This is a genomic window from Lentisalinibacter orientalis (assembly GCF_040706535.1).
GTDB classification, from domain to species: Bacteria; Pseudomonadota; Gammaproteobacteria; order Steroidobacterales; family Woeseiaceae; genus Lentisalinibacter; species Lentisalinibacter orientalis.
This window is the reverse complement of record NZ_JAPDRJ010000001.1, coordinates 1,776,304-1,792,235: the sequence shown is the minus strand read 5'-3', so window position 1 is coordinate 1,792,235 and position 15,932 is coordinate 1,776,304. Positions and strand designations below refer to the sequence as shown.

General features: G+C 68.2%; 14 protein-coding genes. 3 read left to right on the top strand and 11 right to left on the bottom strand.

Annotated features, from left to right (window positions below; all coding sequences use genetic code 11):
• Window positions 1-169: 169 nt before the first annotated feature.
• Window positions 170-820 (bottom strand): TetR/AcrR family transcriptional regulator, encoded by a 651-nt coding sequence (locus ACJMK0_RS07920; protein WP_405237153.1) that lies wholly within the window; start codon window positions 818-820, stop codon window positions 170-172.
• Between the two features lie 113 nt (window positions 821-933).
• On the opposite strand from ACJMK0_RS07920, the gene ACJMK0_RS07915 reads away from it, so the two are divergent.
• Window positions 934-2,502, top strand: a complete 1,569-nt coding sequence (locus ACJMK0_RS07915; RefSeq protein WP_405237151.1) for a class I adenylate-forming enzyme family protein — start codon at window positions 934-936, stop codon at window positions 2,500-2,502.
• Window positions 2,503-2,512: 10 nt separating this feature from the next.
• Window positions 2,513-3,406: an alpha/beta fold hydrolase gene (locus ACJMK0_RS07910; RefSeq protein ID WP_405237149.1), complete on the top strand. Its 894-nt coding sequence runs from the start codon at window positions 2,513-2,515 to the stop codon at window positions 3,404-3,406.
• 7 nt (window positions 3,407-3,413) lie between these two features.
• Here ACJMK0_RS07910 and ACJMK0_RS07905 read toward each other — a convergent pair whose 3' ends face one another.
• From ACJMK0_RS07905 to ACJMK0_RS07870, 8 genes are all read right to left on the bottom strand, one after another.
• Entirely contained in the window at window positions 3,414-6,866 is a 3,453-nt protein-coding gene (locus ACJMK0_RS07905; RefSeq protein WP_405237147.1) for a pyruvate carboxylase, read from the bottom strand.
• A gap of 7 nt (window positions 6,867-6,873) precedes the next feature.
• The gene (gene pntB, locus ACJMK0_RS07900; RefSeq protein WP_405237145.1) at window positions 6,874-8,265 is read right to left on the bottom strand and encodes a Re/Si-specific NAD(P)(+) transhydrogenase subunit beta; all 1,392 of its coding nucleotides are present in this window, start codon (window positions 8,263-8,265) and stop codon (window positions 6,874-6,876) included.
• A 9-nt stretch (window positions 8,266-8,274) separates the two neighbouring features.
• Window positions 8,275-9,810, bottom strand: coding sequence for a Re/Si-specific NAD(P)(+) transhydrogenase subunit alpha (locus ACJMK0_RS07895; RefSeq protein WP_405237143.1), 1,536 nt, complete (start codon window positions 9,808-9,810; stop codon window positions 8,275-8,277).
• 85 nt (window positions 9,811-9,895) lie between these two features.
• Complete coding sequence (locus tag ACJMK0_RS07890; RefSeq protein ID WP_405237141.1) at window positions 9,896-10,204, bottom strand: hypothetical protein; 309 nt, start codon at window positions 10,202-10,204, stop codon at window positions 9,896-9,898.
• Window positions 10,205-10,218: 14 nt separating this feature from the next.
• Window positions 10,219-11,574 (bottom strand): MFS transporter, encoded by a 1,356-nt coding sequence (locus tag ACJMK0_RS07885; protein ID WP_405237139.1) that lies wholly within the window; start codon window positions 11,572-11,574, stop codon window positions 10,219-10,221.
• A gap of 128 nt (window positions 11,575-11,702) precedes the next feature.
• Window positions 11,703-12,140, bottom strand: coding sequence for a YqaA family protein (locus ACJMK0_RS07880; RefSeq protein WP_405237137.1), 438 nt, complete (start codon window positions 12,138-12,140; stop codon window positions 11,703-11,705).
• Entirely contained in the window at window positions 12,137-12,838 is a 702-nt protein-coding gene (locus tag ACJMK0_RS07875) for a gamma-glutamyl-gamma-aminobutyrate hydrolase family protein (RefSeq protein WP_405237135.1), read from the bottom strand. The genes ACJMK0_RS07880 and ACJMK0_RS07875 overlap by 4 nt, the downstream gene beginning before the upstream one ends.
• Complete coding sequence (locus ACJMK0_RS07870; RefSeq protein ID WP_405237133.1) at window positions 12,811-13,839, bottom strand: amidoligase family protein; 1,029 nt, start codon at window positions 13,837-13,839, stop codon at window positions 12,811-12,813. Before ACJMK0_RS07870 ends, ACJMK0_RS07875 begins: the two co-directional genes overlap by 28 nt.
• 108 nt (window positions 13,840-13,947) lie before the next feature.
• On the opposite strand from ACJMK0_RS07870, the gene ACJMK0_RS07865 reads away from it, so the two are divergent.
• On the top strand, window positions 13,948-14,553 hold the full coding sequence (locus tag ACJMK0_RS07865) for a rhomboid family intramembrane serine protease (protein ID WP_405237131.1): 606 nt from the start codon (window positions 13,948-13,950) through the stop codon (window positions 14,551-14,553).
• A 17-nt stretch (window positions 14,554-14,570) separates the two neighbouring features.
• Here ACJMK0_RS07865 and ACJMK0_RS07860 read toward each other — a convergent pair whose 3' ends face one another.
• A complete protein-coding gene (locus ACJMK0_RS07860) occupies window positions 14,571-15,368 on the bottom strand; it encodes a tyrosine-protein phosphatase (protein ID WP_405237129.1) in 798 nt (265 codons plus the stop codon).
• Window positions 15,369-15,537: 169 nt separating this feature from the next.
• Entirely contained in the window at window positions 15,538-15,870 is a 333-nt protein-coding gene (locus ACJMK0_RS07855; protein WP_405237127.1) for a YegP family protein, read from the bottom strand.
• Window positions 15,871-15,932 lie beyond the last annotated feature (62 nt).

Genomic DNA, 15,932 nt, shown 5'->3' with positions numbered 1-15,932 from the left:
TTTAGGCCCGATCAATCGCGGCTGAAGCCGCTCCTAACATCGTCTATCGGCTCCAGTCGGCCCGGACGACCCCCGCAGTCCACCCCAGTCGATGGCGGGCCTACGCCGATAGGAAGGTGCTCCGGTCAGAAGAGCCGGATCGGGCCTGAAGGCCCTCCTACAGGCCCTCCTACCCTTCTGCCAGGGCGCGGAAGCCGGCGGCGACGAAGCGGGGCATGCGCTCGCTGATGGCCTCCATGTCGGTGGAGCGGCACAGGCCGCCGGACAGGTTGTCGATGCGGCCGGTCTCGGCGAAGGTGAGGGTCAGGGCGCCGGAGAGGAAGTGATAGGACCAGTAGATCTCGGCCTCCGACCACTCGGGTTTCGCCCGCATCAGCGCTTCCAGGAAGCGCTTGACCAGGGGGTCGAAGAAGCGGGTCATGAGCTCGCCGCCCCACTCCGGCGAGTTGTTGATCTGGGCGATCAGCGCGAAGTAGTGCTTCCACTTCTCGTGGTCCTCCACCAGCAGCTGCAGCAGCGGGTTGGTGAAGGCGGCGATGATCTCCTCCACGCTCGGCAGGTCGTCGGTGTGCCGGGCCTCCACTTCCTCCAGCGCCTGCAGGCGGATGGCGTTCAGCACCTCGGCGTGGCGCAGCAGCACGGCGTCGAAGAGGTCGCGCTTGGACTTGAAGTGGTAATAGGCCAAAGCCACGTCGGCGCCAGCCTTGCGCATGATCTGGCGCACGGTGACGCCGTCGAAGCCGTGCTGGGCGAACAACTCCTCGGCAGCGTTCAGTATGCGTTCCCGGGTCGCTTCGGTCTTGCGCTGCTTCTTTGCCATCCAGATCACCGTGGGGTCAGTGCTCCTGCATTCTAGGGGCCGCCCCCTTGCAACTCAACAAATGTTGAAATACGCTTCAACGAGCGTTGAAATTTGCGACAGGGGGATCGCATATGGCCTGGTTCAGCGCCGGGGAAGCCTATCTGCCCGGCATCATCGACCTGAACGCGCGCTGGCTGGCGAGCAAGCCGGCGGTGATCTGCAAGGGAGAGACGCTCTCCTGGTCTGCGTACCGCGAGCGCCTCGGCGGCGTGGCCGCGGGCCTCGCGGCGCTGGGTCTCGAGCCCGGCGACCGGGTCATCGTGCTCATGCGCAACGGCATCGAGATGGCCGAAGCCCTGTTCGGCACCATCTACGGCGGCTTCGTCGCCGTCCCGCTGAACGTCTCGGTGAGCGACGAGGGCATCCTCACGCTCATCCGCGACAGCGGCGCGAAGGCGGTCATCGCCTCCCACGAGCATGTACAGAGGCTGGCCGACATGGGCGAGGATCTGCCCGCCACACTCACCGGCCGCATGATCGGCCACACGGGCGCCGGCGCACCGGCGGCCGGTTTCATCGAGTACGCCGAATGGCGGGATCACCATCCCGCCCGCGCGAGCGGCCATCCGGTGGCCGCCGGCGACGAGTGCAACATCATCTACAGCTCCGGCACCACCGGCCTGCCGAAGGGCATCGTGCACTCCCACGCGTGCCGGGCGGCCTGGGCGTACGACATGGCGCTGGCGCTGCGCTATCACGGCGGCGCGCGCACGCTGTGCGCGCTGGGCCTGTACTCCAACATCACCTGGGTGGCGATGCTCGCCACCTTCTGGTGCGGCGGCACCATCGTGGTCATGCCCGCCTTCGACGTCGGGGAGTTCCTGGCCACCATCGAGGACGAGAGCATCACGCACTCGGCGATGGTCCCGGTCCAGTTCCAGCGCGTCTTCGAGCATCCCGCCTTCGGCAAACACGACCTCTCGAGCCTGGACAGCCTCATGTGCTGCGGCTCGCCGCTGCACGAGGCGCTGAAGCAGCGTATCTACGACGAGATCTGCGGCGACTTCATCGAGCTGTACGGCCTCACCGAGGGGCTGGTCACCACGCTGCAGCCGGAGGACGCCGCGCTGCGCATGAACTCCGTGGGCCGGCCCTGCCCGGGCCAGGACATCGTGATCCTGGGCAATGACGACGAGGTGATGCCCGCGGGCGAGCCCGGCGAGATCGTGGGCTACGGCCGGCTGCTGATGACCGGTTACCTGAATCGCGACGATGCCAATGAGGAGGCTACCTGGACCGATGCCGAGGGCCGGCGCTGGCTGCGCACCGGCGACATCGGCCGCCTGGACGAAGAGGGTTTCCTCTATCTCGTCGACCGTAAGAAGGACATGATCCTGTCGGGCGCGCAGAACATCTATCCCGCCGACATCGAGGCCGTGGCCGCGCGGCATCCTGCCGTGGCGGACGTGGCCGTGATCGGCGTGCCCAGCGAGAAGTGGGGCGAGACGCCGTTGGCGGTGGTGGTGCGCGGCGAAGACGCCGACGTGGAGGCCGATGCGCTCGCGGCATGGATCAACGAGCGGGTGGGCAAGCAGCAGCGGGTGGCCGGGGTGGCCTTCGTGGCCGAGCTGCCCCGCAACCCGAACGGCAAGGTACTGAAGCGCGAGCTGCGCAAGGACTACGCCGACACGACATTGTGAGGGCAGGGCCATGAGCGACCCGGGCGACCGTGCCGACGCCGGCAACTACAGCGACGAGTACTACGAGAGCGAGGACGGGCTGCGGCTGCATTACCGCGACTATCGCCCGCCGGGCGGCGCCGACGACCGGCCGCCGGTCTTCTGCCTGCCCGGCCTCACCCGCAACTGCCGGGACTTCGAGGCCATCGCCCGTCACCTGTCGCAGGACCTCTCACCCGGACGCCGGGTGATCTCGCCGGACTTCCGCGGCCGCGGCCTGTCCGACTACGACCCCGAATGGCGGAACTATCATCCGCTCACCTACGTGCGCGACGTGGAGAAGCTGGTCGCGGAACTCGGCCTCGAGCGGATCGTGTGCCTGGGCACCTCCCTCGGCGGGCTGGTCTCCATGACGCTGAACCAGCGCAGACCGCAGCTGGTGGACCGGGTCATACTGAACGACGTCGGCCCCGAGATCGCGCCGGAAGGCCTGGCCCGCATCATGGGCTACGCGGGCAGGACGCCGGATATCCGCTCCTGGGAGGACGCCGTCGCACTGTCGAAGGCCAACTACGGCGTCGCCTATCCCGACCTCACCGACGAGGAATGGCTCGCCTACGCGCGCACCGCCTACCGGGAGGACGAACACGGCGTGCCGCGGCTCGACTGCGACCCGAAGATCGGCGATGCGCTGCGTGAGGTGGGCGGCGAGCTGGACGATCCCTGGGTGCTGTTCGCCGGTCTGGCGGAGACGCCGACGCTGGTGATCCACGGCATGCTCTCCGACATCCTCACCGACGAGATCGTGGCGAAGATGCGCGCCGCCAAACCGGACCTGGAAGTGCTGCCCGTGCCGAACCGGGGCCACGTGCCCATGCTGAACGAGCCGGCCTGCCTGGCCGGCATCGACGCCTTCCTCGCCTGAGCCGACCCTACTCGAACTCGATCAGCAGGTCCTTCGCCTCGACCTGGGCGCCGGGGCCGGCGACCACCCGCTTCACGGTGCCGTCCCGCTCGGCCGACACGGCGGTCTCCATCTTCATGGCTTCCATGGTCAGCAGGGGATCGCCCCGCTCCACCTTCTGGCCGGGCTCGACCGCGACGGAGACGACCAGGCCCGGCATGGGCGCAGCGACATGGCTGGAGTTGGACAGGTCGGCGCGCTCGTGCAGGACCTTGTCGTGGGCCAGCGCGTTGTCGGCGATGCGCACCGAGGCCGGCCAGCCGTTCACCTCGAAGAACAGGTGGCGCACGCCTTCGGGGTCGGCCTCGGAGGCCGTCAGATAACGGATCACCGCCTGGCGCCCGTCCTCGACGATGGTGACCGTGATGTCCTCGCCGGGCTCCATGCCGTAGAAGAACACGTGGGTGGGCAGGACGCTCACGTCACCATACTCCTGCCAGTGGGCCTCGAACTCGGCGAAGACCTTCGGATACATGTTGTGGCTGGCCACGTCCAGCTCGGAGGCCGGCCGGCCGATGGCCTCCGACAGCTTCTCGCGTTCGGCCGCGAGATCCACGGGCTCCAGATGCTTGCCCGGCCGGTCGGTGAACGGTTTCTTCCCGCGCAGCACCTTCTTCTGCAGGTCGCGCGGGAAACCGCCCGGCGGCTGGCCGAGTTCGCCGGCGAAAAACGCCACCACCGAATCGGGGAAGGAGATGTCACGCTCCAGGTCGCAGACCTGCTCGATGGTGATGTCCTGGGTCACCATCATCAGCGCCATGTCGCCCACCACCTTCGAGGACGGCGTCACCTTGACGATGTCGCCGAAGGCCTGGTTCACATCCGCATAGGCCCGCGCCACCTCGTGCCAGCGACGGCCGATGCCGAGCGAGTTCGCCTGCTCCTTGAGATTGGTGAACTGGCCGCCGGGCATCTCGTGCAGATAGACCTCGGAGGCACCCGCGCGGATATCCGGCTCGAACGCGGCGTACTGGCCGCGCACCTGCTCCCAGTAATTGGACAGCGTGCGGATGTGGGTCTCGTCCAGGCCGGTGTCGTGATCGGTGAACTTCAGCGCCGCCACCGCAGAGCCCATGCAGGGCTGGGAGGTGAGGCCGCTCATGGCGTCCATGGCGGTGTCGAAGGCGTCCACGCCGGCGGCCACCGCCGCCAGGATGCTGGAGACCGCGGCACCGCTGGTGTCGTGGGTGTGGAAGTGGATGGGCAGGCCGATCTCCTGCTTCAGCGCGGTGATCAGCTTCGTCGCGGCCGCGGGCTTCAGCAGCCCGGCCATGTCCTTGATGGCCAGGATGTGGGCGCCCGCCGCCTCGAGCTGCTTCGCCAGCTCCACGTAATAGGCCAGGTCGTACTTGGGCCGGGCCGGGTCCAGGATGTCGCCGGTATAGCAGATGGCGGCCTCGGCGATCTTGCCGGTCTCGCGCACGCTGTCGATGGCGACGCGCATGTTCTCCACCCAGTTCAGGCAGTCGAAGATGCGGAACACGTCGACGCCCGCCTCCGCCGCCCGGTGGGTGAAGTGGCGCACCACGTTGTCCGGGTAGTTGGTGTAGCCGACGCCGTTCGATGCCCGGAGCAGCATCTGCTGCATGAGGTTCGGCATGGCCTCGGACAGGTCCGCCAGGCGCTGCCACGGGTCTTCCTTCAGGAAACGCATGGCCACGTCGAAGGTGGCGCCGCCCCAGGACTCCACGGAGAACAGGCCCGGCATGAGCCGCGCGTAGTGCGGCGCGATCCGCAGCATGTCCACCGAGCGCATGCGGGTGGCGAGCAGCGACTGGTGGGCGTCGCGGAACGTGGTGTCGGTCACCACCGGCACGGGTTGTTCCTTGAGCCAGTTGGCGACGGCCTCGGGCCCGTCGCGCTCCAGAATCTGACGAACGCCGTCGACGACCGGTACCTCCGGCAGCGGCGGCGGCTCCGGCGCCCGACGGCTCGCCGGCCGCGCACGCCCCTCCACCTGGGCGTTGCCGTTGACGATCACCTCGCCGATGTAGTGGACGAGCTTGGTCGCGTGGGTCTGCGGCAGCGGCAGGTCGAGCAGCTCCGGCGTCTCGTCGATGAAGCGGGTGTTGTAATCGGCCTCGAGGAAGCGCGGGTGGGTCACCAGGCCCTGCAGGAACTCGAGGTTAGTCTCCACGCCGCGCACGCGGAATTCGCCGAGCGCACGGCGCATGCGATGGACGGCCTCCAGGTCGTTCTGGCCCGATGCGGTGACCTTCACCAGCAGGCTGTCGTAATGGCGCGTGATGACCGCGCCCGAATACGCGGTGCCCGCGTCCAGGCGGATGCCCGGACCCGCCGGGCTGCGGTAGGCGACGATGCGGCCGAAATCCGGGATGAAGTTGTTACGCGGATCCTCGGTGGTCACCCGGCACTGCAGCGCCGAGCCGCGCATGCGGATGTCGGCCTGCGCCGGGATGCCGCAGGTGTCGGGGTCGCCGATGCGCCCGCCGGCGGCGATCTGGATCTGGCTCTTGACGATGTCGAGCCCGGTCACCTGCTCCGTGACGGTGTGCTCCACCTGCACCCGCGGGTTGACCTCGATGAAGTAGTAGGCGCCGGTGTCCACGTCCTGCAGAAACTCGACCGTGCCGGCGTTCGTGTAATCGACCGAACGGGCGAGCCGCAGCGCGGCGTTGCAGATGTCCTCCCGGGCCGCCTCGTCCAGGTAGGGCGCCGGCGCGCGCTCCACCACCTTCTGGTGACGGCGCTGCACGCTGCAGTCCCGCTCGAACAGATGCACCACGTTGCCGTGCTCGTCGCCCAGCACCTGCACTTCCACGTGGCGGGCGCGGCGCACCAGTTTCTCCAGGTACACCTCGTCGTTGCCGAAGGCCGCCTTCGCCTCACGGCGGGCCATGTCGATCTGGCTGTGCAGCTCCTTCTCGTCCTCGATGACCCGCATGCCGCGGCCGCCGCCGCCCCAGCTCGCCTTCAGCATCACCGGGTAGCCGATCTCCGCCGCCAGGCGGGAGATCTCGGCCGGGTCGTCCGGCAGCGGCTCGGTGGCCGGCATCACCGGCACGTCGGCGGCCTCGGCGATCTGGCGGGCCTGCACCTTGTTGCCGAGCCGGCGCATCACCTCCGGTTTCGGGCCGATGAAGGTGATGCCGGCCTGCGCGCAGGCCTCGGCGAAGTCCGGGTTCTCGGACAGGAATCCGTAGCCGGGATGCACGGCATCGCAGCCGGACTGGCGCGCCACCCGCAGCATCTCGTCGATGTCCAGGTAGGCGCCCGTCGGCGTGAGGCCGTGGCCTATCCGGTAGGCCTCGTGGCCGCTGAAGCGGTGCAGGGTGAGATGATCCTCGTCGGAATAGACGTTGACCGCCTCGAGTCCCAGCTCGTAGGCGGCGCGCACGATCCGGATCGCGATCTCGCTCCGGTTCGCGACGAGGATCTTGGTGATATTTTTCCCGGCCACGGGGCGCTCAGAGGGCCTTCAGGACGGCGTCCAGGCTCTCCCTGGCATCGCCGAACAGCATGCGCGTGTTCTCCTTGAAGAACAGCGGGTTCTGCACGCCGGCGTAGCCGGTGGCCATGCTGCGCTTCAGCACGATCGTGGTCTTGCCCTTCCACACCTCCAGCACCGGCATGCCGGCGATGGGGCTGTCCGGCACCTCCTGGGCGGACGGGTTCACGATGTCGTTGGCGCCGATCACGATGGACACGTCCACGTCCGGGAAGTCGTCGTTGATCTCGTCCATCTCGAACACGATGTCGTAGGGCACCTTGGACTCGGCCAGCAGCACGTTCATGTGGCCCGGCATGCGGCCGGCCACCGGATGGATGCCGAAGCGCACGTTCACGCCCTTGTCGCGCAGCATGCGGGTGAGTTCGTAGACGATGTGCTGGGCCTGGGCCACGGCCATGCCGTAGCCGGGCACGATCATGACTTCCTTGGCGTCTTCCAGCAGCGCGGCGGTGTCCTCCGGGGTGATGGGGTTGACCTCCCCCTCCTCGCCGTCGCTCGCCGCGGCCATGCCGCCGCCGGTGCCGAAGCCGCCGGCGATCACGTTCAGGAACTTGCGGTTCATGGCCCGGCACATGATGTAGGAGAGGATGGCGCCGCTGGAGCCCACCAGCGCGCCGGTGACGATCAGCAGATCGTTGCTGAGCATGAAGCCGGTGGCTGCCGCCGCCCAGCCCGAGTAGCTGTTCAGCATGGAGACCACCACGGGCATGTCCGCGCCGCCGATGGCCATCACCATGTGCACGCCGAAAGCGAGCGCGATGAGGGTCATGAAGACGAGCGGCCAGAACCCGCCGCCGGCCGCCGACTGCTGGACGAACTCGGCACCGAACCAGACGGCCCCGATCAGGAGGCCCAGGTTCAGCCAGTGACGCGCTGGCAGCAGCATCGGACTGCCGCCGATGCGCCCGGAGAGCTTGCCGAAGGCGATCACCGAACCGGAGAACGTGACGGCACCGATGAGGATGCCGAGATAGGTCTCCACGTCGTGGATGGTCTTCTCCACGCCGGTGAAGTGCACCGACGGGTCGCCGAAGTTGACGAAGCCGACGCACACGGCGGCCAGGCCGACGAGGCTGTGCAGTATGGCGACCAGTTCCGGCATCTGCGTCATCTGCACGCGCCGCGCCACCAGCAGGCCGATGGTGCCGCCGATGGCGAGCGCCACGATCAGCAGCACGTAGTTGTCGGTGACGATGCCGAAGATGGTGGCGAGCAGGGCGATGGCCATGCCCGTCATGCCGTAGTAATTACCCCGCCGTGCGGTCTCCTGGTTGGAGAGCCCGCCAAGCGCCAGGATGAAAAGGACGGTTGCGCCGATGTAGGCGACGGTGACGATTCCCTGTGGCATGTCTGTCTCCTACTTGCGGAACATCTGCAGCATGCGCTGCGTGACGGCGAAACCACCCGCGATATTCACGGCGGTGATGAGCACGGTGAAGCCCGCCATCCAGGCGATCCAGCCCACCGGCGAGGAGATCTGCAGCAGCGCGCCGATGATGATGATGCTGGAGATGGCGTTGGTGACGCTCATCAGCGGCGTGTGCAGCGACGGCGTCACGTTCCAGATGACCATGTAGCCGATGAAGCACGCCAGCACGAACACGGTGAAGTGCTGCATGAACGACGGCGGCGCCACCGAACCCAGGCCGAGCAATGCCAGCGCGCCAGCGCCGAACAGGATGATCGGGCCCATGACGCTGGGCTTCTTCGGCTCGGGCGGTGCCGGGGCCGGTTCGGCCTCCTTTTTCGTCGGCGGTGCCGCGCTGATCTTCGGCGCCGGTGGCGGCCAGGTCACCTCGCCCTCCTTCACGACGGTGGCGCCGCGCACCACCTCGTCATCGAAATCGACGACCAGATTGCCGTCCTTCTCGGGCGTCATGTCGGTCAGCAGGTGACGGAGGTTGGTGCCGTAGAGCTGGCTGGACTGGGCCGCGAGCCGGCTCGGCAGGTCCGTGTAGCCGATGATGGTCACGCCGTGCTGCTCCACCACCTCGTTCGGCTCGGTCAGCTCGCAGTTGCCGCCCTGCTCGGAGGCCAGGTCGACGACGACGCTGCCGGGCTTCATCGACTCCACCATCTCGGCGGTGATGAGCTTCGGCGCCGGCTTGCCCGGGATGAGCGCCGTGGTGATGATGATGTCCACGTCCTTCGCCTGCTCGGCGAACAGGGCCATCTCGGCCTTGATGAACTCCTCGCTCATCACCTTGGCGTAGCCGCCCTCGCCCGAGCCCTCTTCTTCGAAGTCGAGCATCAGGAACTCGGCGTCCATGCTCTCCACCTGCTCCTTCACCTCGGGGCGGGTGTCGAAGGAGCGCACGATGGCGCCCATGCTCTTGGCCGCCCCGATGGCGGCCAGCCCGGCCACGCCGGCGCCGATCACCAGCACCTTGGCGGGCGGGATCTTGCCGGCCGCGGTGATCTGGCCGGTGAAGAAGCGCCCGAAATGCTGGGCGGCCTCGATGACGGCGCGGTAACCGGCGATGTTCGCCATGGAGGAGAGCGCGTCCATTTTCTGGGCGCGGGAGATGCGCGGGATGGAATCCATCGCCAGCACCGTCACCTTCTTCTCGGCGAGCCGGTTCAGGAGATCCTCGTTCTGGGCCGGCCACAGGAAGCTCACCAGCGTCTGGCCCTCCTGCAGGAGTTCCACCTCCTCGCTCTCGGGCGGGCGCACCTTCAGGACGATGTCGCTGGTCTTCCAGAGTTCGTGGGCGTTCTCGACGACGCTCGCGCCGGCCTCGCTGTAGGCATCGTCGGAGAAATCCGCGGCGCTGCCGGCGCCGCTCTCCACCTGCACCGAGAATCCGAGCTCGATCAGCTGACCGACCACCTCGGGAGTGGTGGCCACGCGTTTCTCGCCGGGCCATGTCTCCCGGGGCACACCGATCTTCATAGGGTTCTCCACGTTGAGTTCTTCGTTCTCGGGCCCTTCGGCGGGCCGGGCCAATCCCCAATGATACGGAAGAATCGCCCCCGCGTCAGACGGTGATGAGGTGCCAGACCCAGGCGACGGCCAGGATATTCAGTACGGCGGGGAGGATGCCGAGCACCCGGGCGAGCCCGCCCAGCACGCGCAGGCGGGGCAGTGTCTGCAGCAGCAGCCACACGGCGATCAATGCGGCCAGACTCAGCAAAGCCAGCACGGCCAGGGTGGCCGTGGCGCCCGGCGCCGCGCCATCCGCGGGCACCAGGCGCGGCGCGACCGCCGCCGACAGCATCACCAGCGCCCACAGCGCCGCGAGGATGTAGGTGCCCTGGGAAGAAGGTCTGGGAGCTCCGTCGTCCATGGCCCCAGTCTAACTCAGCCTGCGGCAGCGGCCTTTGTCACCGATCCTGCCACCGAGCTTGGCACCAGGGCCTCGCGCTCGGCGATCTTGCGCCGCTCGACGCCGTCGGGATCCAGGCCGATCAGCAGCAGCAGCGCCAGCAGCGGCATGAGCCCGCCCAGCAGGTACAGCTCGTCCAGGCGCAGGTCGTAGCCGGCGACGTCCAGCCAGGTCAGCAGCTTGGCGCCCAGCGCGTAACCGAGGTTGCCCATGGCCATGTACAGCGTGAACTGGGTGGCCGCGGCCGCCGTCCAGGAGACCTTCATGTAGAGCGAGAACATGGCGACCGTCGAGAATGCCATGGCGCCCTTGAAGGCCGGCAGCAGCACCACGTGGCCTCCGTCGGCATCGAAGGAGCCGGCGAACAGCAGGCCGAAACCGCCCATGGACGCGGCGAGTACCGTGAGCCCCACCGCGGCCATGCGCCGGCGCCCGTACCGGTCGCAGAGATAGCCGCCGGCCAGTGCGCCCACCAGCTCGCCGAGCACGCCCCAGGTCCCCTGGGCCCGCGAGAAGCGCTCCGCGCTCCAGCCCAGCCCCTGCACGAAGAACTCCGTGGTCAGGGGATAGAACAGGCCCTCCGTCGAGACGTGGATGACACCGAAGATCAGCAGCGTCGCGGTGGTACGGTTGGAGAAGGCCCGCTTCAGTTCCTTCAGCGTGATCAGCGGCCCGAAATCCCGTGCCGCGGCGACGCCCCGGGCCTGGCCCGCGCTCCACGGCAGCCGCTTCTCGCCCGCGCGCTCCGGCCAGGCGATGACTACCGCCAGCACGGCAATCACCATCACCGCCTGGATGATGACCGCCGTCGGTATGCCCCAGCGGGCGGCCACGAAGCCCATGCCGGCGCCGCCCACCGCGATGCCGGCGAGCTTCGAGCCCCACATGAAGCCGTTGACCCGGCCCCGCTCGCTGTCGTCCAGCAGATCCACGGCCAGCGCGTCCGCCGCCACGTCCTGCATCGACGCGAAGCAGTTGTGGATGAAGAACACCCAGGCGATCCAGGTCAGCGTGCCGGTACTTTCCAGGGCGCCCGTGTACACGGCACCCAGCAGCGTCACGGCCATAGAGGTCTGGGCGAACATGAGCCAGGGACGGCGCAGCCCCATCGACGGGAACCGCAGCGAGTCGATCATCGGCGCCCAGACGAACTTGAAGCTCCAGGGCAGGATCGCCATGGCCGTCACGGTGGCCGTCTGGGCCTTGTCGTGGCCCGCCTCGCTCAGGATGGCCAGCAGCGCGACGGTGGCGAAACCCCAGGGGAATCCCTGGGTGAAATACAGCAGGCACAGCAACACCCGGCGGGCGTAGCGGTTATCCGCCAGACTCAAGGGCGCTCGGGCATCCACGTCTTTCCCCCGCGATCCTGCCGGGCTCGCACCCCCGGCGGCGCTCCCCCGAGTCAGCCGCCCGCCGAAAGATGCAGAATACCGACCGGGCTGTCAATTTTTTGCCCGGTTCAGGCGACCGCCCGACTCGCGCCCTCCACCATCCAGAGCACGACGGCGTAGCGGGCCCCCTTGCCGATGCCGACCAGCAGCAGGAACAGCCAGAGGCGCACCCGCATCAGCCCGGCGACGAAGGTGAGCGCATCGCCGCCGATCGGCGCCCAGGCCATCAGCAGGGACCAGACGCCGTAGCGCTGGAACCAGGCCTGGGCGCGGCCCAGATTCTTCTCCCGGAACGGAAACCAGCGCCGGTCCTCGAAGCGCAGGAAGAAGCGGGCCAGCGCCCAGTTCACCGCCCCGCCCAGCGTGTTGCCGGCCGTCGCCCAGGTCCACAGCGCCAGCGGGTCGTAGCCTTCCACCAGCAGGCCGGCGAACAGGACCTCCGAGTAGAACGGCAGCAGCGTGGCCGCCAGGAGCGCGGTGAAGAAGAGTCCGACGTAGGTGATCAAGCGTGCGGGACCCCCGATCGATAGTCCCGGGCCGCCGCCACCAGCCGGCGGAACAGCCGCCGCTGGCGGGAGAGATACAGCAGGAACTCCGGATGCCACTGCACACCCATGAGGAAACGGCGACGGGGTTCCTCCACGGCCTGCACGATCTCGTCGAGATCCCGGCCGGACACCTCCAGCCCCTCGCCCAGCCGGTCGATGCTCTGGTTGTGAAGGCTGTTGATCTTCAGTTCCTGTCCGCCGAGAAGGCCGGCCAGCCGGGTGTCCTCGCGCACGCACAGCGTCTTCAGCGGCAGCAGCGTGCGCCGGTGCGAGGTGCGGTGGCGGCGGCTGCGCAGGTCCTGGAACAGGGTGCCGCCCAGCCGCACGTTCAGGAGCTGCGCGCCCCGGCAGATGCCGAGCAGCGGCGTGCCGTCGGCGAGCGCGCAGTCGATGATCTCCGATTCGAAGGCGTCACGCTCCGGGTCGTAGCGGCCCTCCACCTCGGCCTCGGCCTTGTAGAGCACCGGTTCCACGTCGTGCCCGCCGGTGACGATCACGCCGTCCAGGTCGCCCGTGGACACCCGGTCGCCGGGCCGCAGGTGGCGCGGCCGGCCGCCGGCCAGCAGCACGGCAACATGCACGCAGACCCGCGGTCCCCACGCCCCACGGCGCGGGCCGGTGATGCCGATCAGCGGTCTGCCGTCCGGCCCAGCCAAGACTCGACCTCCCGTGCCCAGTTCTCCAGCAGGTGCCCGAGCGGCTCGTCCAGCCAGCGGGCATAGGCCCTGCAGATGCGAATGAGCCTCGCGCGGTCCGCCGCCAGCGCCTCCACCTTCAGCCAGTCGGCCCAGGCGAGATGGATGCCCCAGTAGGGCCGATCGATCTCGCAATTCGGCAGGCGGTAATGGAAGGTGGGGCGCGGCTTCACCCGCGGGTCGTCCACCACCGCGCGCACCCGCTGCTCGTCCAGATGGAGAAACAGCGGCAGCAGGTCCAGCGCCCGGTTGCGCGTGGGGTTGTCCGCCAGGTAGTCGTCGATCAGGCGCGCCTGGCCGGGCTGGTAATCGGGATCCACCACCTTGCGCACGTAGCGGGCGGGGAACGGCGCCATGAAGCGGGTCAGCCGGCGCGTGAGATCGGGTGCCGAGCGCTTCTCCAGCCAGTCGTACAGGCAGAAGAAGGCCTTGAGATAGGCGACGACGGTGTCCGGGTCCAGGGACGGCAGCTCCGGATTGAGCTGCAGGCCGAAGGCGTAGGAGATGCCGGCCCCGGTGCCCCGGGCACCTGCGTGGCGCAGCCGCGCGATCAGCGACTGCACCTCGGCGAGGCGCTCCATCGGCAGCGGCGGGCTGACCACCTCCACCGGCACCACCGCTTCGGCGCCGGCGCGGACGAGACTCTCGGCGGCCTCGTCGATGAAGGCCGCCAGGTCCGACTCCGGGTCTTCCTCCCGGCCCTTCTGCTTCAGGTACTCGTAGTCGAGCTCCACGCCCCAGTCGCCGGCCGGATCGCCGTGCACCAGGTGCTCGTCGCGACTCTTCTCCTCCACCTGCCCGCCGAAGTGAGTGGCCACCAGCCGGCTGACCTCGGCCACGCCGGGGCCGATCATCTCCAGCTCGACGCCCACCCGCCGGGGCTCGCCGTCCGGGTTGTCGGTAACCGGCGGCAGCGGCACGCGCCAGTCGCGGAACAGGTCTTTGTAGTCGGCTTCGTCCATCCGCTCGACACTAGCAGATGCCCTGCGCAGATGCCCATTTGCCGGCGAGGCGGACGCACCGGGGCCTCAGCCGGAGTGCTAGCATAAGGGCCAGCCCGGAGCCGATCGATGTCATTAGCCGCCAATCCCGCCTCGCTCGCGCTGCTCGTGCTGACCCTCGCGGTCAGCCTGGCTGGCCTGTATGCCAACCCGCGCATCATCGAGGCGAACCTGTTCCGCCCCGCCCGGCTCGGCCGGGGCCGCGACTGGCACACCGCCATCACCAGCGGCTTCATCCACGGCGACGTGCCCCACCTCGCGTTCAACATGATCACGTTCTTCTTCTTCGGCCTGCCGCTGGAGCGCCACATCGGCACCGTGCCGTTCGTGATCCTCTATGCGATCGGCCTGCTGGCGAGCCATGCCGGCACTTTCATGAAGCACCGGGACAACCCCGCCTATGCCTCGCTGGGCGCCTCGGGCGCCATCTCCGCGGTGCTGTTCGCATTCATCGTGTATTTCCCGACCTATTCCATCTTCATCCTGCCCCTGCCGGTACCCATCCCGGCGCCGCTGTTCGCGGTGGCCTATGTCGTCTACAGCTGGTATTCGGCGCGCCGCGCCGCGGGCAGGATCAACCATGACGCGCACCTCTGGGGCGCGCTGTCGGGGCTCGTATTCGTGGCCGTCACCGACCCGGGCGCCTGGCAGCGGCTGTTCGCCATGCTCGGCTGACGCGCGCCGCTCCGGCCCTACTCCAGGAAGCGCTCGCGCAACAGTCCCAGATCCGCATCGTCCAGCCCGAGCGCTGCGCGGAGGTAGGCCTCCGTGTCGCCATAGCGCCGGTCGATCTCCTCGAAGGCCGCGCTGAGGTAGTCCTCGTGGACGGAGCAGAACGGCGCCACCGTCTCGTCGTCCCACGGCCCGGCCAGCGAGTCCTCGATGGTCTGCCGGATGCGGGCGAGGATTTCTTTGGGCGGATAATAGGTGGAGGACAGCAGGTAGTCCTCGAGGATGTCCTCCCGGGGTACCTCCAGGGCACCGAGCAGCAGGGCGGAGGCGATGCCGGTGCGGTCCTTGCCGACCATGCAATGGATGACCACCGCATGCTCGTCGGCGGTGGCCAGCAGCTTCAGCAGACGGCCGAAGCGCTCCGCGAACCCGGTGACGTAGCTGCGGTAGGCGTCCACCATCATGTCGTGGGTGGACTCGCGGGTGGCCGTGCCCGACTCCAGCCGCCGGCGGTAGCTCTTCGTGCTGCCGACGTCGATATCGAAATGGTGGCTGCGGATGCCGGGCGGGATCCGGTTGGCATAGGCCTCGGACTCGCCGGTCCGGCGCAGGTCGAACACCTCGCCGATGTTCAACGCGGCGAAGCGTTCGCGATCGGCCGGCGTCAGCCAGCCGAGGTGGCTGCTGCGGAACGCGCGGCCCCAGGCGACCCGGCGGCCCTCGGCCGTGGTGTAACCGCCGAGGTCGCGGAAATTCGGCGCCCGCTCGAACGGGATCAGGCGGAGCGGCTCTTTGGGGGATGCGGCAGTCCGGGTCATGAGCGTTTCGGGCAATGGAACGTTCCGTTATTTTGCCACGCCCGCCTGACTCTGCACGCGGAGCGCGGACCTGTCGAAAAAAGAAGAGGCGGACCCGGCAACCGGATCCGCCTCCGTGCGATCAGTCTGTCCGACGAGGCGAGGGCCGTACCGGCCGCCGCCCGAGGGCTCAGGTGAGATCGACGACCTTCGCCCCTTTGGCGGCGCGAGCGACGGCCTGGATACCGTTGTCGCGGCTCGACTCCGACTCGTAGTTCTGGCTGGTGCCGATGACCTGGTGGTTCTTCGCCTTCATGTTGAAGCGGAATTTGCCCGTGGGAGTCGTGTTCTTGACGAAGCAATTGGCGTCGCCGCAGTTCTTCTGCACCGACTCCGCACCGTTCACGGCGCTCGACTTCGACTTGTAACCCTCGCTAGCGAGCAGATTCTCACCGTTGCCCGCTACCAGACGGAATCGATACTCGCCCTTCTTGTCCTTATAGATCTCGAATTTGCCAGCCATTGCCTGTTCCTTCTCCGGTTCTTGGTTGTCCGAGCGCACGAATATACCATCAAACCGGCCGC